Source organism: Mariniphaga anaerophila, from assembly GCF_900129025.1.
Classification (GTDB): domain Bacteria; phylum Bacteroidota; class Bacteroidia; order Bacteroidales; family Prolixibacteraceae; genus Mariniphaga; species Mariniphaga anaerophila.
In genome coordinates this window covers 308,271-334,913 of sequence record NZ_FQUM01000002.1, presented here as the reverse complement: position 1 = coordinate 334,913, position 26,643 = coordinate 308,271, and the positions used below count along the sequence as shown (strand labels likewise).

26 protein-coding genes are annotated in these 26,643 nt (G+C 41.8%); 10 read left to right on the top strand and 16 right to left on the bottom strand.

The window, feature by feature from the left end; translation table 11 throughout:
• Positions 1-41 precede the first annotated feature (41 nt).
• On the bottom strand, positions 42-827 hold the full coding sequence (gene cdaA / locus BUB08_RS04570) for a diadenylate cyclase CdaA (protein ID WP_072999345.1): 786 nt from the start codon (positions 825-827) through the stop codon (positions 42-44).
• A complete protein-coding gene (gene folP, locus BUB08_RS04565; RefSeq protein WP_072999344.1) occupies positions 827-1,705 on the bottom strand; it encodes a dihydropteroate synthase in 879 nt (292 codons plus the stop codon). Before folP ends, cdaA begins: the two co-directional genes overlap by 1 nt.
• A gap of 104 nt (positions 1,706-1,809) precedes the next feature.
• Between folP and BUB08_RS04560 the strand changes: the two genes are divergently transcribed.
• From BUB08_RS04560 to prmA, 4 genes are all read left to right on the top strand, one after another.
• The gene (locus BUB08_RS04560) at positions 1,810-2,355 is read left to right on the top strand and encodes a DUF1599 domain-containing protein (RefSeq protein ID WP_072999342.1); all 546 of its coding nucleotides are present in this window, start codon (positions 1,810-1,812) and stop codon (positions 2,353-2,355) included.
• 10 nt (positions 2,356-2,365) lie between these two features.
• Complete coding sequence (locus BUB08_RS04555) at positions 2,366-3,496, top strand: BT_3928 family protein (protein ID WP_083570584.1); 1,131 nt, start codon at positions 2,366-2,368, stop codon at positions 3,494-3,496.
• 98 nt (positions 3,497-3,594) lie between these two features.
• Positions 3,595-4,353, top strand: a complete 759-nt coding sequence (gene tpiA / locus BUB08_RS04550) for a triose-phosphate isomerase (RefSeq protein ID WP_072999340.1) — start codon at positions 3,595-3,597, stop codon at positions 4,351-4,353.
• A gap of 113 nt (positions 4,354-4,466) precedes the next feature.
• Positions 4,467-5,306 carry a 50S ribosomal protein L11 methyltransferase gene (prmA, locus tag BUB08_RS04545; protein ID WP_072999339.1) on the top strand — a complete coding sequence of 280 codons (840 nt, stop codon included), beginning with the start codon at positions 4,467-4,469 and terminating at the stop codon, positions 5,304-5,306.
• Positions 5,307-5,314: 8 nt separating this feature from the next.
• On the opposite strand, the gene BUB08_RS04540 is transcribed toward prmA, so the two are convergent.
• The 4 genes from BUB08_RS04540 to BUB08_RS04525 form a co-directional block, all read right to left on the bottom strand.
• Positions 5,315-5,953, bottom strand: a complete 639-nt coding sequence (locus BUB08_RS04540; protein WP_072999337.1) for a hypothetical protein — start codon at positions 5,951-5,953, stop codon at positions 5,315-5,317.
• 1 nt (position 5,954) lies between these two features.
• The gene (locus BUB08_RS04535; RefSeq protein WP_072999869.1) at positions 5,955-6,719 is read right to left on the bottom strand and encodes an LVIVD repeat-containing protein; all 765 of its coding nucleotides are present in this window, start codon (positions 6,717-6,719) and stop codon (positions 5,955-5,957) included.
• 129 nt (positions 6,720-6,848) lie between these two features.
• Positions 6,849-7,349, bottom strand: a complete 501-nt coding sequence (locus BUB08_RS04530) for a hypothetical protein (RefSeq protein ID WP_072999335.1) — start codon at positions 7,347-7,349, stop codon at positions 6,849-6,851.
• A 284-nt stretch (positions 7,350-7,633) separates the two neighbouring features.
• Complete coding sequence (locus BUB08_RS04525; protein WP_072999333.1) at positions 7,634-8,149, bottom strand: metallophosphoesterase family protein; 516 nt, start codon at positions 8,147-8,149, stop codon at positions 7,634-7,636.
• 94 nt (positions 8,150-8,243) lie between these two features.
• On the opposite strand from BUB08_RS04525, the gene BUB08_RS04520 reads away from it, so the two are divergent.
• From BUB08_RS04520 to BUB08_RS04500, 5 genes are all read left to right on the top strand, one after another.
• Positions 8,244-8,738: a SixA phosphatase family protein gene (locus BUB08_RS04520; RefSeq protein ID WP_072999332.1), complete on the top strand. Its 495-nt coding sequence runs from the start codon at positions 8,244-8,246 to the stop codon at positions 8,736-8,738.
• Between the two features lie 71 nt (positions 8,739-8,809).
• Complete coding sequence (locus BUB08_RS04515) at positions 8,810-11,221, top strand: TonB-dependent receptor (protein WP_072999330.1); 2,412 nt, start codon at positions 8,810-8,812, stop codon at positions 11,219-11,221.
• 80 nt (positions 11,222-11,301) lie between these two features.
• Complete coding sequence (recG, locus tag BUB08_RS04510) at positions 11,302-13,404, top strand: ATP-dependent DNA helicase RecG (RefSeq protein ID WP_072999328.1); 2,103 nt, start codon at positions 11,302-11,304, stop codon at positions 13,402-13,404.
• Positions 13,405-13,418: 14 nt separating this feature from the next.
• Positions 13,419-15,308, top strand: a complete 1,890-nt coding sequence (locus BUB08_RS04505; protein ID WP_072999326.1) for a tetratricopeptide repeat protein — start codon at positions 13,419-13,421, stop codon at positions 15,306-15,308.
• A 93-nt stretch (positions 15,309-15,401) separates the two neighbouring features.
• A complete protein-coding gene (locus BUB08_RS04500) occupies positions 15,402-16,382 on the top strand; it encodes an aldo/keto reductase (protein WP_072999324.1) in 981 nt (326 codons plus the stop codon).
• Positions 16,383-16,433: 51 nt separating this feature from the next.
• On the opposite strand, the gene BUB08_RS04495 is transcribed toward BUB08_RS04500, so the two are convergent.
• The 5 genes from BUB08_RS04495 to mnmD all read right to left on the bottom strand — a co-directional run bounded on the left by BUB08_RS04495 (position 16,434) and on the right by mnmD (position 19,757).
• The gene (locus tag BUB08_RS04495; protein ID WP_072999322.1) at positions 16,434-17,198 is read right to left on the bottom strand and encodes an SGNH/GDSL hydrolase family protein; all 765 of its coding nucleotides are present in this window, start codon (positions 17,196-17,198) and stop codon (positions 16,434-16,436) included.
• A 42-nt stretch (positions 17,199-17,240) separates the two neighbouring features.
• Positions 17,241-17,612: a DUF3127 domain-containing protein gene (locus BUB08_RS04490; RefSeq protein WP_072999867.1), complete on the bottom strand. Its 372-nt coding sequence runs from the start codon at positions 17,610-17,612 to the stop codon at positions 17,241-17,243.
• 73 nt (positions 17,613-17,685) lie between these two features.
• A complete protein-coding gene (locus BUB08_RS04485; protein WP_072999320.1) occupies positions 17,686-18,393 on the bottom strand; it encodes a BamJ family beta-barrel-assembly machinery protein in 708 nt (235 codons plus the stop codon).
• A 21-nt stretch (positions 18,394-18,414) separates the two neighbouring features.
• On the bottom strand, positions 18,415-19,026 hold the full coding sequence (locus BUB08_RS04480) for a BamJ family beta-barrel-assembly machinery protein (RefSeq protein ID WP_072999318.1): 612 nt from the start codon (positions 19,024-19,026) through the stop codon (positions 18,415-18,417).
• A 53-nt stretch (positions 19,027-19,079) separates the two neighbouring features.
• The gene (mnmD, locus tag BUB08_RS04475; RefSeq protein WP_072999865.1) at positions 19,080-19,757 is read right to left on the bottom strand and encodes a tRNA (5-methylaminomethyl-2-thiouridine)(34)-methyltransferase MnmC2; all 678 of its coding nucleotides are present in this window, start codon (positions 19,755-19,757) and stop codon (positions 19,080-19,082) included.
• A gap of 69 nt (positions 19,758-19,826) precedes the next feature.
• Here mnmD and BUB08_RS04470 point away from each other — a divergent pair, with 69 nt between their 5' ends.
• Positions 19,827-20,441, top strand: coding sequence for an L-threonylcarbamoyladenylate synthase (locus BUB08_RS04470; protein ID WP_072999316.1), 615 nt, complete (start codon positions 19,827-19,829; stop codon positions 20,439-20,441).
• A gap of 28 nt (positions 20,442-20,469) precedes the next feature.
• On the opposite strand, the gene BUB08_RS04465 is transcribed toward BUB08_RS04470, so the two are convergent.
• The 5 genes from BUB08_RS04465 to ruvX all read right to left on the bottom strand — a co-directional run bounded on the left by BUB08_RS04465 (position 20,470) and on the right by ruvX (position 26,535).
• Positions 20,470-21,915 (bottom strand): TrkH family potassium uptake protein, encoded by a 1,446-nt coding sequence (locus BUB08_RS04465; protein ID WP_072999314.1) that lies wholly within the window; start codon positions 21,913-21,915, stop codon positions 20,470-20,472.
• Between the two features lie 24 nt (positions 21,916-21,939).
• Entirely contained in the window at positions 21,940-23,274 is a 1,335-nt protein-coding gene (gene trkA, locus BUB08_RS04460) for a Trk system potassium transporter TrkA (protein ID WP_072999864.1), read from the bottom strand.
• 117 nt (positions 23,275-23,391) lie between these two features.
• Positions 23,392-25,386, bottom strand: coding sequence for a ComEC/Rec2 family competence protein (locus BUB08_RS04455; RefSeq protein WP_139249619.1), 1,995 nt, complete (start codon positions 25,384-25,386; stop codon positions 23,392-23,394).
• A gap of 114 nt (positions 25,387-25,500) precedes the next feature.
• Positions 25,501-26,058, bottom strand: a complete 558-nt coding sequence (gene def / locus BUB08_RS04450; protein ID WP_072999310.1) for a peptide deformylase — start codon at positions 26,056-26,058, stop codon at positions 25,501-25,503.
• 54 nt (positions 26,059-26,112) lie between these two features.
• Positions 26,113-26,535, bottom strand: a complete 423-nt coding sequence (gene ruvX / locus BUB08_RS04445; RefSeq protein WP_072999309.1) for a Holliday junction resolvase RuvX — start codon at positions 26,533-26,535, stop codon at positions 26,113-26,115.
• Positions 26,536-26,643 lie beyond the last annotated feature (108 nt).

Below are 26,643 nucleotides of genomic sequence, written 5' to 3'. Positions count from 1 at the left end.
AAACCTGAGTTTTTCTGTTGACGAAATGAAGTGTGGCAAAATCAGTTTTGCAGGTTCAAACTTTCTTTAAGCAATCCGATGAGTGTTTCCCTTGAAACCCGCTGCTTTATTTTTCCGGCAGCAACGAATGAAACCGAGCCACGCTCTTCTGAAACAACAATTGTTACAGCATCGGTATTTTCTGTAATGCCAATAGCAGCCCGGTGCCTCAGCCCAAGTGCTTTATCCACTTCGCGTTGTGTTAGCGGCAAAATGCAGCCGGCAGCAACAATCATGTTATCTTTAATAATAACAGCGCCGTCGTGCAACGGGGTATTTTTAAAAAAAATGGTTCGAATAAGCGATGAAGAAATTTTAGCATTCATAATTTCACCCGTTTTAATCTGGTCGGCCAATTCCGACATCCGGGCAATTACTATTAATGCTCCTGTTTTTGATTTCCCCATTGAAAAACAAGCATCTGCAAGAATTTCAATCTGTTCGTTTTCAACCGATTTCACACGGTTCACCCCAAACAGTTTATCAAGGGATAAAACCTTGTTCACATTGTAATTGGTTCCAATAAACACCAGAAATTTTCTGATTTCGGGGTGAAACACCACAATCAGTGCCAGCACACCTACCCCGATGAACTGCCCCATTATTGACCCCAGCAGCTGCATATTCAGCGCTTTCACAATCAACCAAAGCAGGTAAAGCGAAAAAAGGCCAATCACAATATTAAACGCAATGGTTCCCTTTATCAACCGGTAAAGCTGATAAAGTAATAATGCCACCAGTAAGATATCGAGAATGTCCAGGAACCTTATCGTAATAAAAGTTAACATTAGACTACTGTCGATTTTAAAACCTTCAAAATTTTAACGGCTTCCACTGCCTCCTTCACGTCGTGCACCCTCAGAATATCTGCTCCTCCGAGCAACGCCATAGTGTTTAAAACAGTAGTTCCGTTAAGAGCTTCTTGCGGGTTAGTACCCAAATATTTCCAGACCATTGATTTACGGCTTACCCCAACCATCACCGGCAACTGAAATACCTTAAATGAATCGAGTCTGTTCAGTAAATCATAATTATGTTCTATCGTTTTCCCAAAGCCAAAGCCGGGATCAATAATTATGTCCTTTACTCCATACTTCGTAAGCCGTTTCACGCGCTCGCTCAACCACGAGGAAACGTCTTTTACAACATCATCGTAATGCGGGTCTTCCTGCATATTTTGCGGGGTTCCCTGGATATGGGTGAGTACGTACGGAACATTCATTTTGCCGATAGTTTCAAACATTTTTGAGTCCAGAGTTCCTCCGGAAACATCGTTAACAATAATCGGCCCTATTTCATCAATTATCCGAACAGCCACCCAACTTCTGAAAGTATCTATAGAAAGCGGGATCTCGGGGAAATTTTTTCGGATGGCGTGAACGGCCGGCAATAAACGTTCAAGCTCTGTTTTTGTAGAAACAATTTTCGCCTTTGGTTTTGTCGAAATGCCCCCCACATCGATAAACGACACGCCCTCCTTTACCATCTTTTCAACGGACGTAAGCAACACTTTTTCATCTGTAAGTTTTCCACCATCGTAGAAAGAGTCGGGTGTGACATTTATAATCCCCATAACCACCGGTTCAGAAAAATCTATCAATTTGCCGTCCAGATTAATAGAGTTTTTCCTTTTGAGGAACTTACCCGCCGACTGGGTAATCAGCATAAGCAAAATGTTTTATGGTTAAACAATTCAGTCCTACAAATGTATAACAAAACCCTGCAAGTTCCTCAATTTTTCCTATTTTTATCCCTCTTTTTAAAACTAGCATGGAAAAGACAAATCAACAATACGACAATGTTATTATTACCTGCCGTTCGGTTTTCGAAAAAAAAATGAATGACTACGGAACTGCGTGGCGAGTATTGAGGACAACTTCAATTACGGATCAGATTTACATAAAAGCACGCCGAATCAGAAGCATAGAAGAAAAAGGCGTTTCCAAAATAGATGAAGGAATAAGGCCGGAGTTTATTGGCATTATTAATTATGCAATCATGGGTTTGATTCAGCTGGAACTCGAACCTTCAGAAACTGAACTGGATAAAGAAAGCACGCTCGGGCTTTACGACACGTATTTTCAAACTGCAAAAGAACTGATGCAAAACAAAAACCACGATTACGGCGAGGCCTGGCGAAAAATGCGCATCAGTTCGTACACCGACCTGATTTTAATGAAGTTGAAACGAACCAAGCAAATTGAAGATCATGACGGAAAAACAGAGGTGTCGGAAGGAATTGACGCCAATTACCTCGACATGATTAATTACGCTGTTTTTGCCCTGATCAAAATCGATTTCGAAAATTCAAAATAACGGCATCTCTATGAAAATTGTAAAACATCTTGCCCGGATACTGGTTGGACTTACATTTATATTTTCAGGTTTTGTAAAAGGAATAGACCCGTGGGGTTCGGCATACAAATTCACCGACTATTTTAATGCCATGCACCTCGACTGGTTGTTGTGGGCAGCATTTCCGCTGGGCGTTTTGCTGGCATTTACGGAGTTTGCAATTGGCGTAGCACTGCTTTTCAATACTTTTCTTCGTTTTTTCTCGTGGCTCTCGCTACTGTTTATGGTATTTTTTACCGGGCTGACGTTGTGGATTGCCATTGAAAACCCGGTAACCGACTGCGGTTGCTTTGGCGATGCGCTGGTTATTACAAACTGGGAAACTTTTTATAAAAACCTGGTTTTAATTGTACTTGCGCTAATTGTATTTATTTATCGGAACAACATGACAGGAGCGCCGGGCAAAAAAGCAGGTTTTGCTCTTTCGCTAGTGGCGGTTGTGGCATACTCGGGTTTTGTTATTCATTCTTACAATCACCTGCCGGTTTTCGATTTCAGGCCGTACAAAGTTGGGGTAAATATTCCCGAAGCAATGGCAATGCCCGCCGATGCGCCGCAAGATGTTTATGAAAACACTTTCTTTTACAAGAATAAAAAAACAGGTAAAATCGAACAATTTACCGAAGAAAACTACCCATGGCAAGACACCATTAATTATGAGTTTCACGATACAAAATCGACTCTTGTAGAAAAAGGTTACGAACCGCCTATTCACGATTTCACCATAGAAACTCCCGAAGGCGAAAATATTGTTGACTTTTTTCTGTACGACGATAATTACGTTTTTATGCTGATTGCTTACGATTTAAAAAAGTCCAGCATAAAACCGCAGGAAAGAATTAATAAACTGGCTGACTGGGCACTGGAAAACGGAATGCCTTTTATTTGCCTGACTTCGTCGTTGCAGGACGACACCGATGCTTTTGCCATCACACGCAAAGCGCCTTACGAATTTTTCAATGCCGACGAAATTACGTTAAAAACCATAATCCGCTCAAATCCGGGTTTGTTGGTGGTAAAAGACGGAACCATCGTGGCCAAATATCATTACAATGATATTCCTTCGGCTGAAACATTTCAACAGGAATTCATCAATAAATAGTTAATTATAATTGAGCACCAAAAAGCGATGCTGGTTATCCGGCAGAAGCAATTAATTTTGTAAAAGAGATTTATCGTAAAAAACTAAATACCAGAAAAATGAGAAAGAAAATAGTAGCAGGAAACTGGAAATGCAACACCAATTTACAAGAAGGGGTTGAACTGGCCAAAGCAGTTGATACACTTGTGGCAAAAGAAGCTGCCGACGATGTAGTAGTTGTTTTGGGAGTTCCGTTCACCCACCTTACAAAAGTAGCTGAAACGGTAAACACAAACCGTATTGGTGTTTCTGCCCAAAACTGCGCAGCCGAAGCTAAAGGTGCTTTTACAGGTGAGGTTTCTGCCGAAATGGTAAAATCTACTGGCGCCAAATATGTTATTTTGGGTCACTCCGAAAGGCGCGAATATTATGGCGAAACCAGCGAAATTCTGAACAAAAAGCTGGCACTGGCACTGGAAAACGGATTAACTCCAATCTACTGCTGCGGCGAACCACTGGAAGTACGCGAAGCTGAAGCTCAAAACGAATTCGTAAAAAAACAGCTGACAGAAACAATTTTCAATTTACCGGTTGACGAATTCAAAAAACTGATTCTCGCTTACGAACCAATCTGGGCAATCGGAACCGGCAAAACTGCCTCTTCTGAACAAGCACAGGAAATTCATGCATTTATCCGCTCAATTATTGCTGAAAAATTTGGCAACGATGTAGCTGAAGAAACTTCAATACTTTACGGCGGAAGCTGCAAACCCGGAAATGCTAAAGAACTTTTTGCAAACAAAGACGTTGACGGAGGTTTGATTGGCGGAGCAGCGCTCAAAGCCGAAGATTTCCTTGGAATTATTAAAGGATTCTAAAATAGCGTTCTTTTTATTTAAAGGCTTTTTGAAAATTCATAGTTTGTCGTGGGCAACTATCTTTTCAAAAAGCTTTTTCTTTTCCCTTAAAAACAACCCTTAATTTTTTCCCGATGGATTATTATAAAATTGAAATTGAAATTACCCCTTTCGAAGAGTGGCTGCGCGACGTTTTAACAGCTCAACTGGGAGAAATTGGTTTTGAAAGCTTTATTGAAACCGAAACCGGTCTGGAAGCATTTATCCCGGTTGAAAATTTCAACGAAACAGAATTAACCAAACAACTCAACTCGTTTAACGAGCATTTCTCTTTCCGGATAAAAAAGGAAGTTATAAAAAATCAGAACTGGAATGAGGTGTGGGAAAAGAACTATTTTAAACCGCTGGTTGTTGCTGGCGAGTGCCTGGTCAGAGCGCCATTTCATACAGATTACCCCAACTGCAAATACGAAATTGTTATTGAGCCGAACATGGCTTTTGGAACAGGAAACCACGAAACAACATCCATGATGCTGGAAGCCATCCTGAACGAAGATGTTTCCGGCAAAGAAGTTCTGGACATGGGATGCGGAACAGGTATTTTGGGCATTTTGGCTTCGATGAAAGGAGCCGCACAAATTACGGCAATTGACATCGATGAATGGTCGGTATCAGGCACACAGGAAAATTCGGCACGGAACAACATTAAAAACCTGAACGTTTTTAAGGGCGACGCTTCGTTGCTGGGCACAAAAAAGTACGACATCATTTTTGCCAACATTCACAAAAACATTCTACTGCAGGATTTGCCTTCGTACAGCGCATCGCTGAATCCCGGAGGAAAACTTTTTATGAGCGGGTTCTATTTGAACGACCTGGACGACATAAAAAGCAAAGCCCGCGAAACGGGCTTAAACTTCGCTAGTAACCTGGAGAAAAAAAACTGGGTAGTCGGCATTTTCGAAAAGCCGTAAAACCTTTTTCAAAACATTACGCCAAATCTTATTCCTCCGACCATTAAGGTTCCGGAATAGCCTAAATCTGCCCACCAGTCGTTGTAATACCCGTGCAGCCCGGAGGTTTGATTATCGTAACTGAACCGGATGCCGGTTCCAACGTAAGCATCCATGTAAAGGTTATCGAACAAAAAGTAGTGAAGCCCCAAAATAATGTTGCCACCAAATTTAAAAATTCGGGTGGTCATTTCGTCCTCAACAAGCCCAATATAATTTCCTCCGTCTTCGTTGTATGAACGAGCCGTTAGCCCGTCGTCCTGCACCGAAAAATAATTAAACGTAGGACCGTAGGCAAAATAGGGATTCACCGTTTTGAATTCTTTATTCAGAAAAACCTTGTGTTGAAGTTCAATTCCGAAACCAGTCATGCTGTTATAATCCCAGGTAAAATTCGGATCGCTGCTCAGGTAAACCTGCGGAGCAACCACCAGCCATTGGTTTTTATCATTCAGTTTATAATCGAAGTCGATGCGCATTCCGTTTAAAATTGCGTACTGCGGCACAACTCCCACACCAAAAGTTAACTGCTTGGTTTTCTCTTCCGTTATATTCTGAGCCGAAATCAGCAACGGGAAAAATAAAAAAAGGACTAAAATATTTTTCATCTTATTTCAATTGTTCAGATTCGACATTTATCTCGCTAAGTTTCTTTATTGTACCATTTTCAAGTTTGTATTGCACAAACCCCGATTCTCCGATTACCAAGGCACGATCTTCATCCAGAATAATATCGTACGCCACCAAATCGTTAAATTGATAGAGTTGCTGAATATTTTCTTTCTCGGAAATATCGAAAACCTTCAATCCGTTGTCGCACACCCACAATGTGTCGTTTCTCACAGCCAGACCTCTCGGATTTTCCATTGAATACCCCCTCAGCAGCTTCGGATTTCTCAAATCCTGCAAATCAATAATCTGGAGTTCGTTGATGGAACGCCAGCAACCGGATCTGCCGGTACTCAGCGTAACGTACGCATAATTACCATCCGAAACCACCGGGTCGCAAGCAATAACATGTTCGTAAAACGAAAGTTTTTCGGGAACACCATTGTCATTAATATTATAGATGTACATTCCTGAACTGGTGCCCAAAAAGAGTTTATTCCCCAACGGGAAAATGGTTTCAACACCGAACCCCACATGACTCTCCCTAGCAAATTCGGGATCCTCAACCGATGAAATATCAAAAACATTCAGGTTTTCATGGTCAACCGTAAACAAGTGATCGCCAACAATGGTAAAACGCGCCATGGAGCCGCCCGTTCCACTATCTGCATTGCTGCTGCCAAAGTCGGAATCTTCGTAGCTGCAAGCGCTCCAAAAGAAAAACAGCCCAACCGAAAGCATGTATTTCAATAAATTATTTTTCATCTGTATAATTTTTTTTGATTTCTGAATGTTCAAAAAATTTGAAGACATTCAGGAACTCACATAAATTTTAATCATTCCTGTTTGTGAATCTTGAATGAAGAAAATTCATGTTCGTTTCATATTCAGGTTTTATCTATGTTCCCATCTAACAACAATTGCATCGTCGGGCACGGCCTGCTTTTCTTGCCAGCTCAGCCCCCTTCCGTCGGGCGAAACCGGTTCGGGAAAAACATTTTTCACTCTTTTTACCACATTAACGGCAGTCAGGTTTTCATCAAATTTCAATGCAATTAAATCCACCGCATTATCGGCGTACAACACATTGTTTTTCACGGCGATGTCGATGCAGCCATCAATTTTCACAAACGCTACATTTTCAGGATTTTCAGGATTCGAATTGTCAATAACGTGAATCCCTTTGTACTTTTCGTTGATAAAAATCAAATGGTCTTTCAGGTAAATCTTTCCGGGATTTTTAACACTTCGGGGCTCATCAAGCTGAACGTTTTTTTCCATTTCCGAACGCAGCATAAAAACCGGTTCGTATCCACTTGGGGGCAAAACATCAAACCCCACCACAGCGGCAAAAATAATCAGTAATAGGAATGAATACGGCAGTAGTTTTTTCATCTCATTAAAATTGTTTGTTTATTAAGGTATCATATGCAACTCGCATAGTTTAATCATTTCTTTTTGTGAATTTTGAATGAAGAAAATTCATGTTCGTTCCATATAATTAGAATTAAGTATTATCAACGGCATTCACTAAAACGCGCACTTTCGTTGTTAATTGTTGCGTTAAAATCGTGCCTGTTTCAGCAACAAGGTCGTTTTAAAGATGCGACTAAAGGAAAAAGGTTGCTTCTTTTTATCCTGTTTTTTGATTAAACTTTTATTGCAAAAAAGTAACAGAACTATTTATTTTGGGGGAAGCACGATTCCCGCGGAATTTCCCATACTTCCAAATCGCTGATATTTTTTTTATCGATGGTAAACCTGACTGCGGTACACACTTTATGAAACCCTTTGTAACCAGCGGCGCCGGGATTTATGTGAAGCAATTGCAGTTTCTTATCGTAAATTACTTTTAAAATATGCGAATGCCCGCTGATAAACAGCCCCGGAGGATTCCGAAATATTTCGGGTTTTACGTAGCGCTCGTACCGCCCGGGGTAACCTCCAATATGCGTCATCCAAACATCCACTTCCTCGCACATAAAACGCTGGTGCTGCGGATAAACTACACGAACATCCTGCCCGTCGATATTTCCGTAAACACCTTTTAACGGTTTAAAAGCAGCCAGTTCGTCGGCCACTTCAATTGAACCAAAATCGCCGGCATGCCAAATTTCATCAACCTTATCGAAAAAAGAGAAAAGCCGTTCGTGTACAAAACCATGAGTGTCTGACAATAATCCAATGCGCTTCATAAAAAGAGTTTCAAATCTGTAATTTGTTCCTTCAAATTAAACTAAATTTGTTGGGAAATGGGATTAGCAAAGAGGTAAAATTAAAATCAGAAAAATGAAAAGAGTAGTGATTGTGCGGCATGCCAAAGCCGTTCCGTACGGATACGATGATGATTTTACCCGCGATTTAACTGAGCGCGGAAAAGATGATGCAGCTCTTGTAAGCGGGGAGTTAAGAAAAAGAAATATTGTACCGGACAACATTATTTCGAGCCCGGCAAAACGGGCATTAAAAACGGCTCGTATTTTTGCCGACAACCTGAAAATTGACAGAAACCGGATACGCCAAATTGATGAAATTTACGACGGGCTCACCACTTCCGATTTTTTGGATCTCATCTATTCATTGTCGGAAAACACGGAATCGGTCTTCTTTTTCGGCCATAACCCGGGCTTCCATTACCTTGTTAATAACCTGTCGGAACACAATGTAAATGAAATGCCAACCTGCTCAACTGTAGGCATCGATTTTAATGTAAATTCATGGAACGAAGTTGAGGCTCGCATCGGACAGATAGCATTTAGAATCACCCCGAAAATGCTAAAATAAAAACAACCTTCATCACAATTTATTTATCAACAAAAAGTTGATACTAAAATTGGTTTGTTAGTTTTGTGCCGATGATAAAAAGACTACTCATTTTTGCTTTCCTGATTGTTGCCTTTCTGCATGGCTTCTCCCAAAGCAACAACGCAACCCTCAGAGGTGTGGTGCGCGACAAAAGCGGGCAACCGCTTGACATGGTAAATGTTGCCCTAAAAGACTATCCGTTGGGAACAAGCTCCAACCGGGAAGGGAAATTTCTGTTACGTATTCCTGCTGAAAAAAAAATTGTAGTCGTTTTCTCCTCGTTGGGCTATGCAACTTTTGCAGACACGCTGAACGCGAAACCGGAAGAGAGCATTTCTCTTGAAATTGAATTGCCGGCAACCGATTTAGAACTCGCTGAAATTGTGGTAACAGAGCAACGCCGCATTGGCGGAAACGTTACCCGCATTGACCCGCGTTTTATGGAGGTAATTCCGGACGCAGCCACCGGTGGTGTGGAAGCGCTCATTAAAACACTGCCGGGCGTTTCAACAAACAACGAGCTAAGTTCGCAATACACCGTGCGCGGAGGTAATTTCGACGAAAACATGGTTTATGTAAACGACATCGAAATTTACCGGCCGTTTCTCATTCGTGCAGGGCAACAGGAAGGGTTGAGCTTCATTAACAGCGACATGGTTTCAACCATCGATTTTTCTGCCGGTGGTTTCGATGCCCGATATGGGGACAAAATGTCTTCGGTGCTCGACATAAAATACCGAAAACCCAGTATTTTCAGAGGTTCTGCTTCCATGAGTCTGCTCGGAGCAACTGCTCATTTCGAAGATGTTGCATTCAACGGAAGGCTGGCTCACATTTCGGGAATCAGATACAAAACCAACAGCTACATGCTTAGCGGTCTTGACGAGAAAGGAGAATACGATCCGAAATTCACCGATTTTCAGACATACATTACTTATCGTTTTTCTGAAAAATTTGACCTCTCGTTTCTGGGAAATATTGCCCAAAACCAATACCGGTTTATTCCGCAAACCAGGGAAACAACCTTTGGCACCTGGCAAACTCCGCTGAGTACAAAAATCTATTTTCAGGGACAGGAAGTTGATAATTTTAAAACTTACCTCGGGGCTTTGTCGGGAAACTACCACCCCAACCTGAACCTGAATCTGAAATTTATTCTGTCTGCTTTTAACACATCAGAAAAAGAAGCATACGATATTTTGGGGCAGTACTACCTGAATCAGTTGGAACGGAATATGTCGTCTGAAGAATTTGGCGACAGCGTGCTGAACCTGGGTGTTGGTTCTTTTTTAAATCATGCCCGCAACTACCTCGATGCCAATGTTTACAGCTTTTCACACAAAGGAGCTTACAACTCCGATAATCACCTGCTGAACTGGGGAATAAAATTTCAGCACGAACAGTTTAACGACAAAGTAAATGAATGGATTTACCGCGACTCCACAGGTTATTCGCTGCCTTACTCCGATAGCGAAGTGTTGCTTTATTACACCCTGAACAGCCGCAATAAAATAAGCTCGAACCGGATTACCGGGCATTTTCAGGATACATGGAGCGTGCCTGTAACCAGTGGCGATTTGTATTTTTCAGGGGGAATCAGGTTCAACTACTGGGATTTCAACGACGAGTTTCTGGTCAGCCCGCGGGTTTCCTTAAGCTATTATCCTGAATGGGAAAACAAAATTTCGTTCAGCCTTTCCGGAGGAATGTACCACCAGTCGCCATTCTTTAAAGAGCTAAAAAAACGCGACGGCTCCATAAATTATGATGCAAAAGCGCAGCGATCGTACCAGGTAGTTGCCGGGAGCGATTACCTTTTTACAGCCTGGGATCGCCCCTTCCGGTTCAGTGCCGAAGCGTATTACAAATACATGAAAAGGTTGATTCCTTACCAGGTTGACAACGTAAGAATACGATACATCGGAGAGCAGGAAGCCGTGGGCTACGCCACCGGAATTGACATGAAAATAAATGGTGAATTTGTGAGCGGCGTTCAATCGTGGGCAAGCCTTTCGTTAATGAAAACCAAAGAAGATATTCTGGGCGACGGGCACGGATATATTCCGCGGCCGACCGACCAATGGATGAATTTTAGCCTCTTTTTTCAGGATTACCTGCCCGGAAATCCTTCCTGGAAAATGCAGCTTTCAGGATTTTATGGCGCTCGCCTGCCGGTTGGCCCGCCTAATTCAGAACGTTTTCAGGATATTTACCGAATGCCGCCCTACCGCAGAATAGATCTGGGTTTTTCAAAAGTACTCATCAGTTCTTCCAGAAAAGCGGAAAGCAAAATATTCAGTCACATTAACGACATGTGGGTGAGTCTCGATGTTTTCAACTTACTGAACATAAATAATACAATTTCTTACTTTTGGGTCTCGAGCATTTACGGAGATGAATTTGCGGTACCCAACTACCTTACCAACCGAAAAATTAATCTGAAGCTTACCGTGAAATTCTAATCCGTTTTCAATTTTTAATTTCATAAATCCGCTGCTTAACATTTTGGGCGTTCTTTTTTCAGAATAGTTATCTTTGTTTCATGGCCGTTTTTTTGGATCAGGATATTAAATTTTTACCCGGCGTTGGGCCCAAACGTGCCGAATTGCTGGCAAAAGAGCTGAAAATAAAAACCTTTGGCGATCTGGTTTATTACTTTCCGTACAAGTACATCGATCGCACCAAATTTCACAAAATATCAGAAGTTCATGCCCAAATGCCTTACATTCAAATCAAAGGCAAAATCCGTTCAATGGAGACAGTGGGCACAGGCCACAAGCAACGGCTAACTGCGCGTTTTTACGATGATTCGGGAAGTCTGGAGCTGGTGTGGTTTCAGGGAGTAAAGTGGCAAAAAGAGCACCTTGTACTGAACAAAGATTACATTGTTTTCGGGAAACCGTCTGAGTTTAGCGGGCACATTAACGTAGTGCATCCCGACATGGAAACCGAAGAGGAAAAGCAGTTGAAACCGTCGGGACTTTTTCAGGCTTTTTATGTGACCTCCGAAAACATGAAGAAAAAGTACCTGCACTCCAAAATCATCAACAAGTTTCAATTAACCCTCATTCAGCTGGGCAAGGGAAAAATACGCGAAACCCTCCCCGCTCATATTATCAACCGACTGAAACTTGTTTCGCTGGAAGAAGCGCTCACCATTATTCACAAACCCGAGAACACTACCGATTTACGAAATGCCCGTTTCAGACTGAAGTTTGAAGAACTTTTTATTATTCAGCTAAAAATACTTGCGCTGAAACACAACCGGGAAAACAAATTCAAAGGCTTTCGTTTTGCAGAAGTGGGGTTCAGCTTCAACAAATTTTACAATGATTTTTTACCGTTTGAACTCACCAACGCCCAAAAGAAGGTGTTGAAAGAAATAAGGCGCGACGTTAATCGCAACGTGCAAATGAACCGGTTACTACAAGGCGATGTGGGAAGTGGAAAAACCCTTGTTGCCTTAATGACAATGCTTTTGGCGCTAGATAACGGTTACCAGAGTTGCCTGATGGCGCCTACCGAAATTCTGGCTCAACAGCATTTTCAATCCATTTCTAATTTTTTAAGCGGAATGGGAATTAAAGTTGGACTACTAACCGGTTCAACCAAAACAAAAGAACGTAAAGTATTGCACAAAGCGCTGGAAGAAGGGCAAATGCAGATACTGATTGGAACGCATGCGTTGATTGAAGACACGGTAGTATTTCAAAATCTTGGCCTGGTGGTAATTGATGAGCAACACCGGTTTGGAGTGGCACAGCGGGCAAAACTGTGGCAAAAAAACGATCTCATTCCTCCGCATGTTCTGGTAATGACGGCCACTCCCATTCCACGAACCCTGGCCATGACGGTTTATGGCGATTTGGACGTGTCGGTTATCGACGAACTGCCCCCCGGCCGCAAACCCATAGAAACGCATCATTTTTTTGAAAACCGCAGAAAACAGCTTAATAATTTTCTGCAACAGCAGATGGAGAAAGGACGACAAATTTATATTGTTTACCCGCTAATAACCGAGTCGGAAAAAATGGATTTAAAAAATCTGGAAGAGGGATTCCGGCAAATATCCGAAGCTTTTCCTGATGTAAAAGTAGGAATGGTGCACGGGCGAATGAAACCGGCCGAAAAAGAGAACGCCATGCAACAATTTAAACAGGGCGAAACACGAATAATGGTTGCCACAACGGTAATCGAGGTTGGCGTGGATGTTCCTAACGCATCGGTAATGGTAATAGAAAGTGCCGAACGGTTTGGGTTGTCTCAACTGCACCAGTTGCGCGGACGCGTAGGTCGAGGTGCGGAACAGTCGTACTGCATTCTCATGTCGTCATACAAAATAAGCACCGAAAGCCGCAAACGGCTGGCCACAATGGTGCGCACCAACGACGGATTTGAAATTGCCGAAGTGGACATGAAACTCCGCGGCCCGGGCGACCTGGAAGGGACTCAACAAAGCGGAGTGGGATTCGACCTGAAAATAGCCAACCTGGGAAAAGACGGCGAAATTCTGAAACTGGCCCGCGATGTTGCCCAGGATATTTTGGCGGGAGACCCGTTCCTTCAAAAAGAGGAAAACCGGGAGTTGCTGACAACTTTAAAAGCGACAAAACATACCGAATTTGACTGGAGCTCAATTAGCTAACTATTAATAAACAGATGAACCGGAACAAAAAAAAATTCGACAAAAAGAAAACAAATAAGCCAGGCGCACCCAACAAAAAATGGCTTTGGGGAGGAGTAGTACTGGCTGTTTTCACGTTTTTGCTTTTTTCTCCGTCGTTAAAATACGATTTTGTCAATTGGGACGACGACGTAAATATTTACGAAAACAAAAACGTTACTGACCTAAATATAAAAGGTATTTTTACCGAGCATGTAATTGGCAATTACAACCCATTGTCAAATTTAACTTTTGCACTCGAATACCAGTTGGTTGGCGACAAACCGTTTTTATACCACTTTAATAATCTGCTTCTGCACGTTTTGTGTACTCTGCTGGTTTTCCTGCTGATGCGAAAAATGGGGCTTTCATTTTTAGTTTCATTTTTAGTCGCCCTGCTTTTTGGAATTCATCCTATGCGAATTGAATCAGTGGTGTGGGTTACCGAACGAAAAGATGTTCTTTTCGGAACGTTCTTTTTACTGTCGCTTCTTTTTTATACCACCTATTTAGAAAAAAGAAGAAGCCTGTTTTACGTGTTATCGCTGGGCGCTTTTACACTTTCACTGTTATCCAAAATTCAGGCAGTTGCCCTGGCTCCCACACTTCTTTTAATCGACTACTGGTTCTCCCGGAAGATTGACAGGAAACTCATTTTGGAAAAAGTACCATATTTTATTCTGGCGCTGATTACCGGTGTCGCAGGAATCTGGTTTTTAAAGCAGCAGGGATCGCTCCATTCCGGCACTCATTTTCCTTTATTACAACGCCTGTTTATTGGAAGCTATTCTTTTGTCATTTACCTCATTAAATCGGTTGTGCCCTGGGAAATGTCGGCCGCCTACCCCTACCCCGAACAAATTTCAACTGTTTTTTATCTGAGCATGATTCCGGCAATTGCTGTTGTTGCCATTCCTCTTTCCAGGTTTAAAAAGAATAAAAATCTCACCTTTGGAATTCTGTTTTTCCTGTTCAATATTGCTTTTCTGTTGCAGGTTGTTGGCGCCGGGCAGGGTTTTCTGGCCGACCGTTTTACCTACATTCCGTACATCGGCTTATTTTTAATACTGGCCAAACTGGTAGAAGGTGCTACCGAAAAATATTCGACAAAGCGTTCGTTTGTTTACACCATTGTTGTGGTTTACCTGGTTTTATTGGCTACAGTTACGTTCAACCAAATGAAAGTGTGGCAAAACAGCGAAACGCTCTGGACGGATGTCATTGAGAAATATCCCAATACTCCGCTGCCGTACAACAATTTGGGGCATTACCTGCGCCAGCAAAATCAACCTGAAAGAGCACTCGAAAATTACAATCGTGCCATTCAACTGGCCCCCGAAAAAGCACAGCCGTACAACAACCGGGGAAAAATTTATTTCGACCGGGGAGAAATGGATAAGGCGCTGGCAGATTATAACAAATGCATTGAAATTGAACCGAATAATGTAAGCGCTTTGGCCAACAGGGGAGCTGCTTTAGGGTCTACACGGCAATGGAAAAAAGCCCTGAAAGATTTAAACAAAGCGCTCCAGCTCAATCCGCAACATTCCAACGCGCTTTCAAACCGGGCATTTATTTGGTTTCAGGAAGGCGAATACGAAAAATCGATTGCCGATTTCAATAGATATTTAGTTATTCATCCAAACAACGCTGAAGTGATTAACACCATTGGATTGTGCCATTTCAGAATGAAAAACAATGAAAAAGCGTTGGAAGAATTCAACCGGTCGATCCGCATTGACCCGTCAAAAGGAGTATTTTTTGCAAACCGCTCGCTGGCGCTGAATGCCCTCGGCGATAAAACAAATGCGCTGAAAGATGCGGAACGCGCGATACAGTTGGGCGTTAATGTAAACCAGAACTATTTGAATTATTTAAAGCAATAAAAGAAAAACAGAACAGGCTGAATTCGGGATTGCATTTCACAGAAATGGTTGTAAATTAGCAACTAATAACATTCTTCAATAAAACAATTCAGCATGAAAAAGAAAGATTTCACACGGAGGGATTTTATAAAAACAACCGGAGCAATTACTGCCGGCGCTGTTCTTGCCCCTTCTGCCGCATGTTCTTCTTCCCCTTACGATGCAAAAGGATTGCCCACTGCCCTGCTCGGAAAAACCGGAGTTCGCATTCCCCGCCTTATAATGGGACTTGGAAGCCGTTTTATGGCAGTTGACGAAGAAAAAGGATTGGAAATCTTAGAAACGGCACTCTCCCGCGGATTGTATTACTGGGACACTGCCGCTTCGTACAAAAATGCTGAACAGACCAGCGAAGAACGGCTTGGTAAAATTCTGAAATCAGTCAGAAACAGGGTTTTCCTTTCAACCAAAGTAAGCGAACGAAATGCCGATGATGCCAAACGAACCATCGAAAACAGCTTAAAACAACTGCAAACCGACTATATCGATTTGTACCAAATACATAGCGTTACAAACGAAGAAGAAGTTCGACAATTTGGAGCAACGGACGGTGTGCTTCCGGTTTTGCGGAAATACCAGGAAGAAGGTGTGATAAAGTACATCGGGTTTACCGGCCATAAATCAGCAAAAGCAATGAAACTTGCTGCCGAGATGTACGATTTCGATACAATGCTTATCGCACTGAATCATCAGGAAAAAGGCAAACAACCTTTTGAAGAGCAGCCGGTGCCTTTTGCGGCAAAAAAAGGAATGGGAGTATTGGGAATGAAAGTCATCAGGCCACGAGAAACCGTAACCAGCCTTTCCGCCGACGATCTGGTCAAATATGCTTTAAGTCTGAAAAATATTACAGCGGCAGTTATCGGACACGACAGCGTTGAGGTGCTCAACAAAAATATTGCGACGCTGCAATCGTTTAAGCCGCTTTCTGATGAACGGATGCAGGAACTCCGCGTAGAACTGGATCCGTTTTACCGGAACAAAAATCTGCCCTGGATGCAGCCCGGTTATTACGATGGTATGTATTGGGCTTAATTCCCGGATTATACGAAAAGAGGCAGTCAGATTTTACCGACTGCCTCTTTCTTATTCAACTGCCCTCAACCAGGCCTCGGCCATAAGTTGGGCTCCAGCCATTGAAGGATGAACTCCGTCGCCTGTCCAATAGGTTTCCGGAGCGTATTTTATCGCTTCATCAAAAACATCCTGAAACGGTACCCAAATGGTATTAAACTCGTCGGCAAGCTTTTTGGCAACCGCCTGGTATTTCTTCATCGGTTCAACCCAGGTTTCGTCAACTGCCGAAGTATTTAAAACGTAAAACGGCTGGCAAATTACCAGTTTTACATTGGGCAACTCTTTTAACGTACGTTGCAACAGCGCCCTAAAATCGTTTTCGTAAACTTCGATAGTGCCGTCGTATTTTCCGTTACGCATGTGCCAGTAATCATTTACTCCGATAAGAATGCTCAGCACGTCGGGCTTCAAATCGAAACAATCTTTCTGCCAGCGGTCGGCCAGCTGATAAACTTTATTGCCGCTGATTCCGCGGTTGTAAATTTTCAGATCCAATCCGGCCAGCTCATTCAACAATTCAGAGGCAGCCAAAAATGCGTATCCAAAACCGAATGACCGCGCAGTATTAGGCAGCTCCTTTTCTTTTTCGCGGCCTGCATCAGTAATAGAATCTCCCTGAAAAAGGACAGTATTTCCTTTTTGAAAAAGGGAATAGTTTTTCTGCTTTTCTTCTTTTTCAGGCGAAACACATGCTGAAACAATGGCAGGAATACTTGCCAATGCAGCTGCTCCTGCTGCAGAGCGACTTAGAAAACTTCTTCTGGAAAAACTCATAGGAAATAATATTTTAAAGGTTTTTTAAATGGTTTTCCGTGCCTAAAACGGCAATCCGTCGCTTCCATCGTTTTCGGGTTCCGGCGGAATATCTTCAGCCCTGAATTCTGGCGGCGCATCCTGGAAATTTCCCTGGTCTGAAACTTTATCAATTTTCCAGGCATTGATATTGTGGTACCACCTTCCGTTAAACTCCCTCGATTCGAGGTTAAAAGAAACTTCCACTTCGTCTCCTTCTTTTACTTTTTCCAGCAGCGAATTTTTGTCGTTAAAAAGCGTGAAACACACTTTTTTAGGAAACTGGTCTTCAGTTTCGATTACAAACTCCTGTTTCTTCCATTCTTTGCCAGCCCTGCTAACTCCTGACTCGGGCTGGAGTATCTGTTCTATTTTTCCTTTTACCTGTAAACTCATGTGGCGAAAATAAAAAAAAGAAACCCTTTGCAGAGAAATTGCAAAGGGTTTTTTATCCAAATAATATCAACTTTTATTCTTTTACAATTTCCAGAAGTTCTACTTCGAAAATCAAAGCTGAGTTCGGGCCAATGTCGCCACCGGCACCGCGTTCGCCATACGCAAGATTAGCAGGAATAAAAACTTTCCATTTTGAACCAACCGGCATAAGCTGCAAAGCTTCTGTCCAACCCGGAATAACCTGGCCAACGCCAAAAACTGCAGGTTCGCCACGATCTACAGAACTATCGAAAACAGTTCCGTCGATTAAAGTTCCGTGGTAATGTACACGAACTCTGTCTTCTGCTGTTGGTTTCGGGCCGTCGCCTTCTGTAATAATTTCGTACTGTAAACCACTGTCAGTAGTCTGCACTCCTTCGCGTGATTTATTTTGTTCCAGGAAAGCGTTACCTTCTTCGAGGTTTTTCTGTCCTTCTTTTTTTCCGGCAGCTTCAAAATACCTTCTGATCATCTGATCGGCTTCTTCTACTGTCATAACACCTTCTTCGTCGTTTGTTGCAGCGTTAAAAGCAGCAACCATTGCTTCCAAATTGATATCTGCACCACCGGGTGCATTTTGTACTTGTTGTTTGTTGTTTGTTCCAACCAAAATACCAATTGCATAGCCTGCTGAGTCTGCTTCAGTTTCGAGTTTTACATTTTTTACCGAACCAGATTGCTGGCAACTCATACCGATGATTACCAATAACACCACCGGTAAATAGATTAAGCTTTTTCTCATAATAAAATAACTAATAAATATTTATACGATTTCCAATAATTCGACATCGAAAACGAGGGTTGCGTTAGGACCAATTACGCCGCCTGCGCCCTGCTGTCCGTAACCCAACTCCGACGGAACGTAAAGCTGCCATTTGGAGCCGACCGGCATAAGTTGCAGCGCTTCTACCCATCCCTGAATAACCCCGTTTACCGGGAAAACAGCAGGCTGTCCGCGATCAACCGAGCTATCAAAAACAGTTCCGTCAATCAAAGTTCCGTGGTAATGGCATTTTACCTGATCGGTTAATGAGGGTAATTCCCCATCGCCTTCGTTAATAACCCGGTATTGAAGTCCGCTGGGGAGTTCGGTAACACCTTCTTTCGAACGATTTTCTTTTAGAAATTCAAGCCCTGATTCCAGGTTGTTTTTTGCCTCTTCCTGACTTGCATTTTCCAAAAAACTCTCCAAAATTCCATTGGCCTCATCGGGCATAAGCAAAGGCATTTCGCCCACAAAGGTGTCATTAATCGCTTTTACAAATGCTTCCGGATTTATTGTTTTTACTCCAGACTTAATGAGATTGGACGCAACACTCATGCCTAACGCATAGCTAAAACGCTCCAATTCACCGGTCAATTTCTTTTCCGTCATTACGTTTTATTTGTTCATTTAAAAGATGCGAAGATAACTTAATTTTTTCTCAATTAAATTTTTGAAAGCACTTTTATTCCCCTCAGCATTTCCATTTTTCCGGGAGGACCGGGAAGCCGCTCAACATTGTAACCGGCAGTTTTCAAACGTCTTCTCACTTCTCCTTTTGCACTGTAAGTTACAAAAACGCCATTATCGGAACTGAAATTATAAAGCCTTTGGAGATTCTCCTGCGACCACATTTCGGGTTGCTTATCGGGGCCAAAAGCATCGAAATAAATCACGTCGCATTTTTCTGGCAAAGCCCAGTTTTCTGTATTGAAATCAGCCCTTAATTTCAGTAGTTTAAATCCGGGAATAATTTCCGTTGGGATATTCCATGTGCAACTATGAATTTTCTCGAAAAGCGTACTGCCGTTCTCTCCAACTAATTCGCCATAATTCAGTTGATTAATCAACTCCTGTTCAAGCGGAAATTTTTCGATGCTAATGTAAAAAGTCGGCCGGTTTTGCTTTTGTGCCTGAACCGCAGTTAACAAGCAGTTTAACCCTGTGCCAAAACCCACTTCAAAAACAACAGGGTTTGCCGAAGCATGGTAATTAAACCCGTTGCCAAGATAAACGTGGTTCGATTCGGTAATAGCACCATTCATTGAGTGGTACTGCTCGTTCATCTCCGGAACGAATAATGTTGCCGAACCATCGCCTGTATTTTTTAATATTGGATTCATGCCCCAAAATTGTTCAGAAATACTGGAAAATGAAACTAATTTGATAAATTTACAACACAAAATTAGCATATGTTTATTCGTCTTTACAATGAAAATCCAAATCCCCGCGACATCCGAAAAATAGTGGATGTTCTCCATGACGGCGGAATTATTATTTACCCGACCGATACAGTTTATGGTTTGGGATGTGATATTACCAGTGTAAAAGCAGTTGAAAAAGTGGCACGGTTCAAGGGCATTAATATTGAAAAATCCAATTTCTCTTTTATTTGCAGCGATCTGAGCCATTTATCCGATTACACCAGACCCATCTCCAACAGTGTTTTCAAACTCATCAAAAAAAACCTGCCCGGCCCTTTTACGTTTATTCTAGATGCCAACAATAACGTTCCCCGCTATTTTAAAGGAAAAAAGAAAACGGTTGGAATCAGGGTTCCCAACAATAACATTATCCGTGAGATAGTTGCAGAATTGGGAAATCCGATTTTATCTACGTCCATCAGAGATGAAGATGAAATAGTTGAATACACTACCGATCCGGAGCTCATTTACGAAAAATACCAGGATATTGCCGACATCGTTATTGATGGTGGTTACGGAGAACTAATCCCCTCCACGGTTATTGACTGCACCGGCGATACCATTGAAATTATCAGAAAAGGGAAAGGCGTTTTGGATTACTAATTTTCACTCTCCGGAAAAAACAGCACATTTACTCTTTCCAAAAAGAAGGAGAAAACAGAACAAGAACCGTAAAAAGCTCCAACCTTCCCAGAAGCATTAAAAAGGACAAGAACCATTTCCCCAAAGGTTTAATGTGCAGGAAATTTTCTGCCGGACCAACATTGCCAAGTCCGGGACCAATATTTCCCAATGAAGTTGCTACCGCTCCCATTGCAGATTCCATATCGGGTTCAATAATCGAAAAAATTACTGTGCTGAATCCGAAAATCACAAAGTAAAACATGAAAAATGCCAGTACATTGGTAATTATTTTAGGGTCGATAGAGCGCTTATTAAACTTAACGGGAATAATAGCGTGCGGATGCACCATCCGACGGAGTTCGTAATAACTGTTTTTCAAAAGCAGTACAATACGCATAATTTTGATGCCGCCTCCTGTTGAACCGGCCGAGCCGCCAAAAAAGAACAGCAGGAAAATAATAACCACTAAAATGGGGGGCCACAGTAAATAATCAGCCGTAGCAAAACCGGTTGTGGTAATTATTGACACCACCTGAAATAACGAATCGCGAAATGCTTTCTCAACTCCAATGTTTGACGAAATCAGGAGTCCGGCAAATATGAACAAGGTAAAACCAATGACAAACAATCCGTAATATTTGAATTCCTCATCAGCAAAAACATGACGAAAATTCCCTTTCATGGCCATGTAAGAAAGCGTAAAATTGGTTCCTGCCAGAAACATAAAAATAGTAATTATATACTGCACTGCGGGCGACGACCAATAGGCAACACTAGCCTGTTTGGTAGAAAATCCGCCGGTAGCCATTGTGGTAAAAGAGTGACAAACAGAATCATATAAGCTCATTCCGGCCACCCACAACAACAAGGTTTCAGCAACGGTAAAAATCAGGTAAATTCCCCAAAGCGTTTTTGCAGTTTGCCTAATCCGCGGGCTTATCCGGTCGGGGGTTGGGCCGGGTACTTCTGCCATAAAAAGCTGCATACCTCCAATTCCAAACACCGGCAAAATTGCCAACGACAACACAATAATTCCCATACCGCCCAGCCATTGAGTCATGCTTCTCCAAAACAAAATTCCGTGAGGTAAAGATTCAATATCTGCCAAAATCGACGAGCCTGTTGTTGTAAACCCGGAAATGGTTTCGAAAAAAGCATTTGTAAAACTGGGAATAGCGCCGCTAATAACATAAGGCAGACTTCCGAACAACGAAAAAACAATCCAAACCGACGATACAATCAGATAACCTTCGTGGCGTCCGATGTCTCGTCTGGCTTTTCGGGTAAAGTACAAAATTGATCCTCCGAGCAAAATATTAATCCCGGAAGCTATTAAAAAAGCAGATTGATCATACTCCTGGTACAAAATTGCAACCAGCAGGGCCAGTAACATGGCTACTCCTTCAATTAAAAGCAGCAAGCCCAGCACCCTGAAAACTATTTTAAAATTCATTCTCTCGATAAAATTTTGGTCAGGCTATTTAAAGAACTTTTCAAGTTTCTTTATTGCCGACGGAAGAGTAAATACAACAACTTTATCACCCTCCTGAATCTGGGTGTCTCCGTGGGCTATGTATCCATCTTCGCCTCTGATTATTCCGCCTATTTTAGCCTCATCCGGAAAATCAAACGCTTTAATTGGTTTTTGGGTAATTTTAGCATCGGCTTTGGCAATAAATTCAAAAACTTCGGCATCGGAAGCAGTGAGGCATTTAACTTTTGAAATGGCTGCATTTAGTGTAAACCGGTAAATGTAACTTGCAGCAATAAGCTTTTTGTTTACAATACTTCCGATGTTCATATTCTCGGCAAGCCCCATAAAAGCAAGATTTTCCACTTCAGCAACAGTTCGTCTTACACCTAATGTTTTTGCCAGGTGACAGCCCAAAATATTCGTCTCAGAATTTCCGGTAGTAGCAATCACTGCATCCATTTTTTCCAGTCCTTCATCCTTAAGCAATTTCAAGTTTCGGCAGTCGCCATTTATAACCAAAACATTCTCGTGGTTCTCAGCAACCTGCTGGCACCTTTCAATGTCTTCTTCAACAACTTTAATACGGTACTGGTCGCCCAGTTTCTCAATTGCTTTTTGGGCAATGCGACTTCCACCCAAAAACATAATATTTTTTACTTCGAATGTTTTTTTAGCAGTAAGCTCAAAAACGCGTTGTTGTTCTCTTCGGGTAGTCACAAAAAATACGATGTCGCCATCCATAATACAATCAGAGCCCTTTGGAATAATGGTGCGGCTGTCGCGGTTAATTGCCACAACCAGGATATTCTCATTCTCTTTTGCCAGTTGCTCAAAACTTTTATTCAGAATTGGTGCATTTCCGCGTACTTTCACGCCAAGCAAAAGCAATTTTCCTTGCGAAAATTCGATGAGTTGCCGGGTTCCCGTTTGTTTAATGGAAGCAATAACCTCTTTTGCGGCCAAGCTTTCAGGATAAATAAGCTCATGGATTCCCATGTTATTCAATTTTGCCCGATAGCTTGGTTGCAGGTACTCTGAATTATTAATACGGGCGATTGTGCGTCCTACCCCCAAATAAGAAGCCATGGCACACGCCAGAACATTTCTTTCTTCGAATGGAGTAACAGCAATAAACAGATCCGCTTTTGCCAGTCCGGTTTTTTTCAAATCCTGAAAAGAATGAGCAGAACCGGTAACCGTCAGCAAATCTACCTCTCCACTAATTTTTGCGAGTTTTTCAGGTGAATCGTCAAGTAGCACTATATCATGGTTCTCACTACTCAACATACGAGCCAAATGGGTTCCAACTTCTCCTGCCCCGGCGATTACAACTTTCATTTCTCTCCAATTAATTTTTAAAACGTGTGCAAAGTAAGGTATTCCAACCCGATTTCCAGCACTAATCATCCATTTTCATCCAAATTGGAACGTTTCTAAAATTCCGATTAACTAAAATTACCATTTTTTACGAAATGCGCCTTCTTTGTTAAGATAAAAAACATTGAAATCTTCGGCCATGTGGTTTTCAGAATAACGTTCCGACGAAACTATTACTCCTGCCGCTTTTCCCCGGCGTCCTGCGACCCCGTTAAAATCAGAATCTATTGCGATTTCAGGCGAAGCCGTTTCAGGGAAACTGCCAGGTGCAACCTTAAATGCAATAACCTTTCCGTTAAACACTATCCTCCCGTTTTTCAGATAGAAAAAACTGTCGTGAAAATTATCTATTGAAACCAAAAATACAGGTTCTTCCAGCCTCATTTTTTGTACTGTATTCTGTATTAAATTCAGAGCAAATGTCGCTTCATTTAATTCCCGGTCAGAAACAACATAATTTTTTTTACCATTAATAAAATGAGCCAACGCAAAGTCTGGCTGGTTGTAAACGATTATTTCTTTTCGGGTAAAACCGGTTACCCCGGCGATGAATGAAAAGGCTGCAAACACAGCGAAGATCAGAAGTGTTAATTTAAAATATTTTTTCAGCTTCGTTTCCATAAAAAAGGAAAGGGCAAACAACGCTGCAGTTAAAATCACCACGCCCGAAACAGACATCGAAAATTCAGCAACCGACCATGGCATTTCTTCAACAAGGCGTAAAAACCGAATAACAGTATTTACTGTGCAACCGGCCACACCTGCCAAAAGTTCAGAAAGCACAGGCACCCAATGAAAAATGAGTAATGTCAGACCCAACGGAATAAGAAACATAACCGCAGGAATTACCACTAAATTTGTCAACCAAAAGTAAGACGGGAACTGCCCAAAATAAAACGCAGTTAGCGGAAACGTGGCTACCTGGGCAGCAACAGAAACAGTAAGCAATTCCCAACCATATTGAAAAACTTTCTCTTTAAAATGAAATAGCTGAACCAACTTTGGCTGCAAAAAAACAATTCCGAAAACCGCAGCATAAGAGAGTTGAAACCCTGCTTCGAACAAATTATTCGGGTTCAGCAACAACAGAAAGAAAGCCGAAGAAGCGAGCGTATTGTAAATACTCGATTGCCGCTTGATATTTTCGCCCACAACAACAAAAGAAAACATGGTAGCCGCCCGCTGTACCGAAGGTGATAACCCGGTGATAAACGCAAAACACCAAAGCGCCAGAATAACAATAAAAACATAAATTACACGTCCGGTTTTGTGTAATGTCAGGAAACGAAGTAAAAACGAAAGAACCAAAAATACAATCCCTACATGCAAGCCAGACACAGCCAAAACATGCATTGCCCCGGCCGATGAAAAAATTCGCTTTATTTCAGGATCCAAGCCCCGCTTGTATCCCAACGTCAGCGCCGAAAGAACATGCAACTCATCCTCTCCAAAATCATATTTCTCATATACTCTCAGAAAGTACAAACGCGTTCTTTCTGCCAAAACAGAAAAAGCAAATTTTGCTCTACGGTCTGTCTTTTCCCAACTTTCATCGGGAAGATAAACCTGGCGGTAAATTTTCCTTCCGGCTAAATAACCCTGGTAATCAAACTCAAAAGGATTGCCTCTGTTTTTTATTAACTGAGGAATTTTACGAAAGAGAATCGTTTCACCAGGCTCCAGCTTTTGCGCGTTTTCGTTTTTCCCGAAATACGCCATCACCTTTTCGTCGGTTTCAACTACTGACTTGCCATTCTTTACCGCACGAACACTGAGTACCGATTGGTAAGAGTTTGGTTTTTCTTGGAGAATTTCCAGTATTTCAGCATAAAAAACTCCCCGGTTATAAAAAACAGGTTTTTGGTTATACACCGTAAAAACCGTTATGCCGATACCAACAAAAATCAAATGGATCAACATCCCAAAAAAAGAATTGACCCGAAAACTGATTTTACGATTAACCAGAAATGCAACTGTTGTCAGAATAATCAATAATATAATTAAAACAACAGGCATTTCCGGGAGAAATTTCCCCAAAACAATCCCCAGAGACAAAGCTGTTACCAGCCTCAAAAAGGGTATTTTCTGAACTATTTTCGTCAAACTTTCCCGTGCTTTGGAGGCGTAAAACGCTTATTTACGCCCGGTTAGACTTGTATGAACGGAAAAGCAGATGAAAGGTTACACCTATTTTACGGGAACGTTGATACGGTAATGTGTTTTTACTTTTCCGGTTGCGATATTCCGAAGCTTACTTTTTAATAATCTTTTTCTTAGCGGCGACAAATAATCAATAAAAAGCACACCTTCCAAATGATCATATTCGTGCTGAATAATACGCCCGGCATAGCCTTTGAATTCCTCTTCGTGATGTTCAAAGTTTTCGTCCTGGTATTTTATTCTCACAACATCTGCACGGCTTACATTTTCTCTTATATCCGGGAGGCTAAGACAACCTTCGTTCATTTCCCACTCTTCGCCAAAGGTTTCAATTATTTCGGGGTTAATAAAAACCTTTTTAAAGTCTTTTAATTCAGGTTCTTCGTCGGCGCCAGAAGAAGCATCAACAACGAAAAGTCTGATGGACATTCCGACTTGCGGGGCTGCAAGTCCAACCCCATCTGAATAGTACATGGTTTCCCACATATTTTCAATAATCTCACTCAGGCCCTCATGGTCTTTATCTATTGATTTGGCTTTTTTCCGCAACAACGGATCGCCGTACACAGTCACCGGATATTTCATATCTATTATCTATTCTTTTATTCGCCCAAAAACAAAAATACAATTAAACAGCTTCTACATTCTGTTGCGTTTTTGTTCCATATAACTTTGCAAAATAATGGTTGCACTAATGGCATCCACCATTGCTTTGTTCCTTCGCCCCGCTTTTTTTACACCTCCATCAATCATAGTCTGAAATGCCAGTTTCGAAGTAAACCTTTCGTCTGCCATTTCGAGCGGAATTTCAGGATATTTTTGTTTAAACTTTTTGATAAACGGATTGATGTAGACAACAGCTTCCGAGGCAGTGTTGTTCATTTGCAACGGATAACCTATCACCACTTCATCTACCTTTTCGTTTTTAAAATAAGTCTGAAGAAAATCCCAAATTGTGTGCGTTGCAACAGTTGCCAGCTTATTGGCAATAATCTGCTGAGGATCAGAAACTGCCAATCCTACTCGCTTTCGTCCATAATCAATCGCTAAAATTCTTCCCACGCTAAATTTCTTTCGGGGGGCAAAATTATAGAGAAATAATGAAAAATAAAAAATTAAACCGATTGATAGTCAGTCTATTTTTACAAGCAACCTTCGCACTTCCTCGAC

Coding starts and splice junctions, on each gene's coding strand:
- def (WP_072999310.1), bottom strand. CDS start 26,058: ATGAAATATCCGGTGACTGTGTACGGCGATCCGTTGTTGCGGAAAAAA.
- BUB08_RS04515 (WP_072999330.1), top strand. CDS start 8,810: ATGATAAAAAGACTACTCATTTTTGCTTTCCTGATTGTTGCCTTTCTG.
- BUB08_RS04560 (WP_072999342.1), top strand. CDS start 1,810: ATGGAAAAGACAAATCAACAATACGACAATGTTATTATTACCTGCCGT.
- BUB08_RS04540 (WP_072999337.1), bottom strand. CDS start 5,953: ATGAAAAATATTTTAGTCCTTTTTTTATTTTTCCCGTTGCTGATTTCG.
- trkA (WP_072999864.1), bottom strand. CDS start 23,274: ATGAAAGTTGTAATCGCCGGGGCAGGAGAAGTTGGAACCCATTTGGCT.
- BUB08_RS04465 (WP_072999314.1), bottom strand. CDS start 21,915: ATGAATTTTAAAATAGTTTTCAGGGTGCTGGGCTTGCTGCTTTTAATT.
- cdaA (WP_072999345.1), bottom strand. CDS start 827: ATGTTAACTTTTATTACGATAAGGTTCCTGGACATTCTCGATATCTTA.
- tpiA (WP_072999340.1), top strand. CDS start 3,595: ATGAGAAAGAAAATAGTAGCAGGAAACTGGAAATGCAACACCAATTTA.
- BUB08_RS04555 (WP_083570584.1), top strand. CDS start 2,366: ATGAAAATTGTAAAACATCTTGCCCGGATACTGGTTGGACTTACATTT.
- BUB08_RS04495 (WP_072999322.1), bottom strand. CDS start 17,198: ATGAGTTTTTCCAGAAGAAGTTTTCTAAGTCGCTCTGCAGCAGGAGCA.
- BUB08_RS04520 (WP_072999332.1), top strand. CDS start 8,244: ATGAAAAGAGTAGTGATTGTGCGGCATGCCAAAGCCGTTCCGTACGGA.
- BUB08_RS04485 (WP_072999320.1), bottom strand. CDS start 18,393: ATGAGAAAAAGCTTAATCTATTTACCGGTGGTGTTATTGGTAATCATC.
- BUB08_RS04525 (WP_072999333.1), bottom strand. CDS start 8,149: ATGAAGCGCATTGGATTATTGTCAGACACTCATGGTTTTGTACACGAA.
- BUB08_RS04535 (WP_072999869.1), bottom strand. CDS start 6,719: ATGAAAAATAATTTATTGAAATACATGCTTTCGGTTGGGCTGTTTTTC.
- mnmD (WP_072999865.1), bottom strand. CDS start 19,757: ATGAATCCAATATTAAAAAATACAGGCGATGGTTCGGCAACATTATTC.
- BUB08_RS04505 (WP_072999326.1), top strand. CDS start 13,419: ATGAACCGGAACAAAAAAAAATTCGACAAAAAGAAAACAAATAAGCCA.
- BUB08_RS04470 (WP_072999316.1), top strand. CDS start 19,827: ATGTTTATTCGTCTTTACAATGAAAATCCAAATCCCCGCGACATCCGA.
- BUB08_RS04500 (WP_072999324.1), top strand. CDS start 15,402: ATGAAAAAGAAAGATTTCACACGGAGGGATTTTATAAAAACAACCGGA.
- folP (WP_072999344.1), bottom strand. CDS start 1,705: ATGCTGATTACCCAGTCGGCGGGTAAGTTCCTCAAAAGGAAAAACTCT.
- BUB08_RS04530 (WP_072999335.1), bottom strand. CDS start 7,349: ATGAAAAAACTACTGCCGTATTCATTCCTATTACTGATTATTTTTGCC.
- BUB08_RS04490 (WP_072999867.1), bottom strand. CDS start 17,612: ATGAGTTTACAGGTAAAAGGAAAAATAGAACAGATACTCCAGCCCGAG.
- BUB08_RS04480 (WP_072999318.1), bottom strand. CDS start 19,026: ATGACGGAAAAGAAATTGACCGGTGAATTGGAGCGTTTTAGCTATGCG.
- prmA (WP_072999339.1), top strand. CDS start 4,467: ATGGATTATTATAAAATTGAAATTGAAATTACCCCTTTCGAAGAGTGG.
- recG (WP_072999328.1), top strand. CDS start 11,302: ATGGCCGTTTTTTTGGATCAGGATATTAAATTTTTACCCGGCGTTGGG.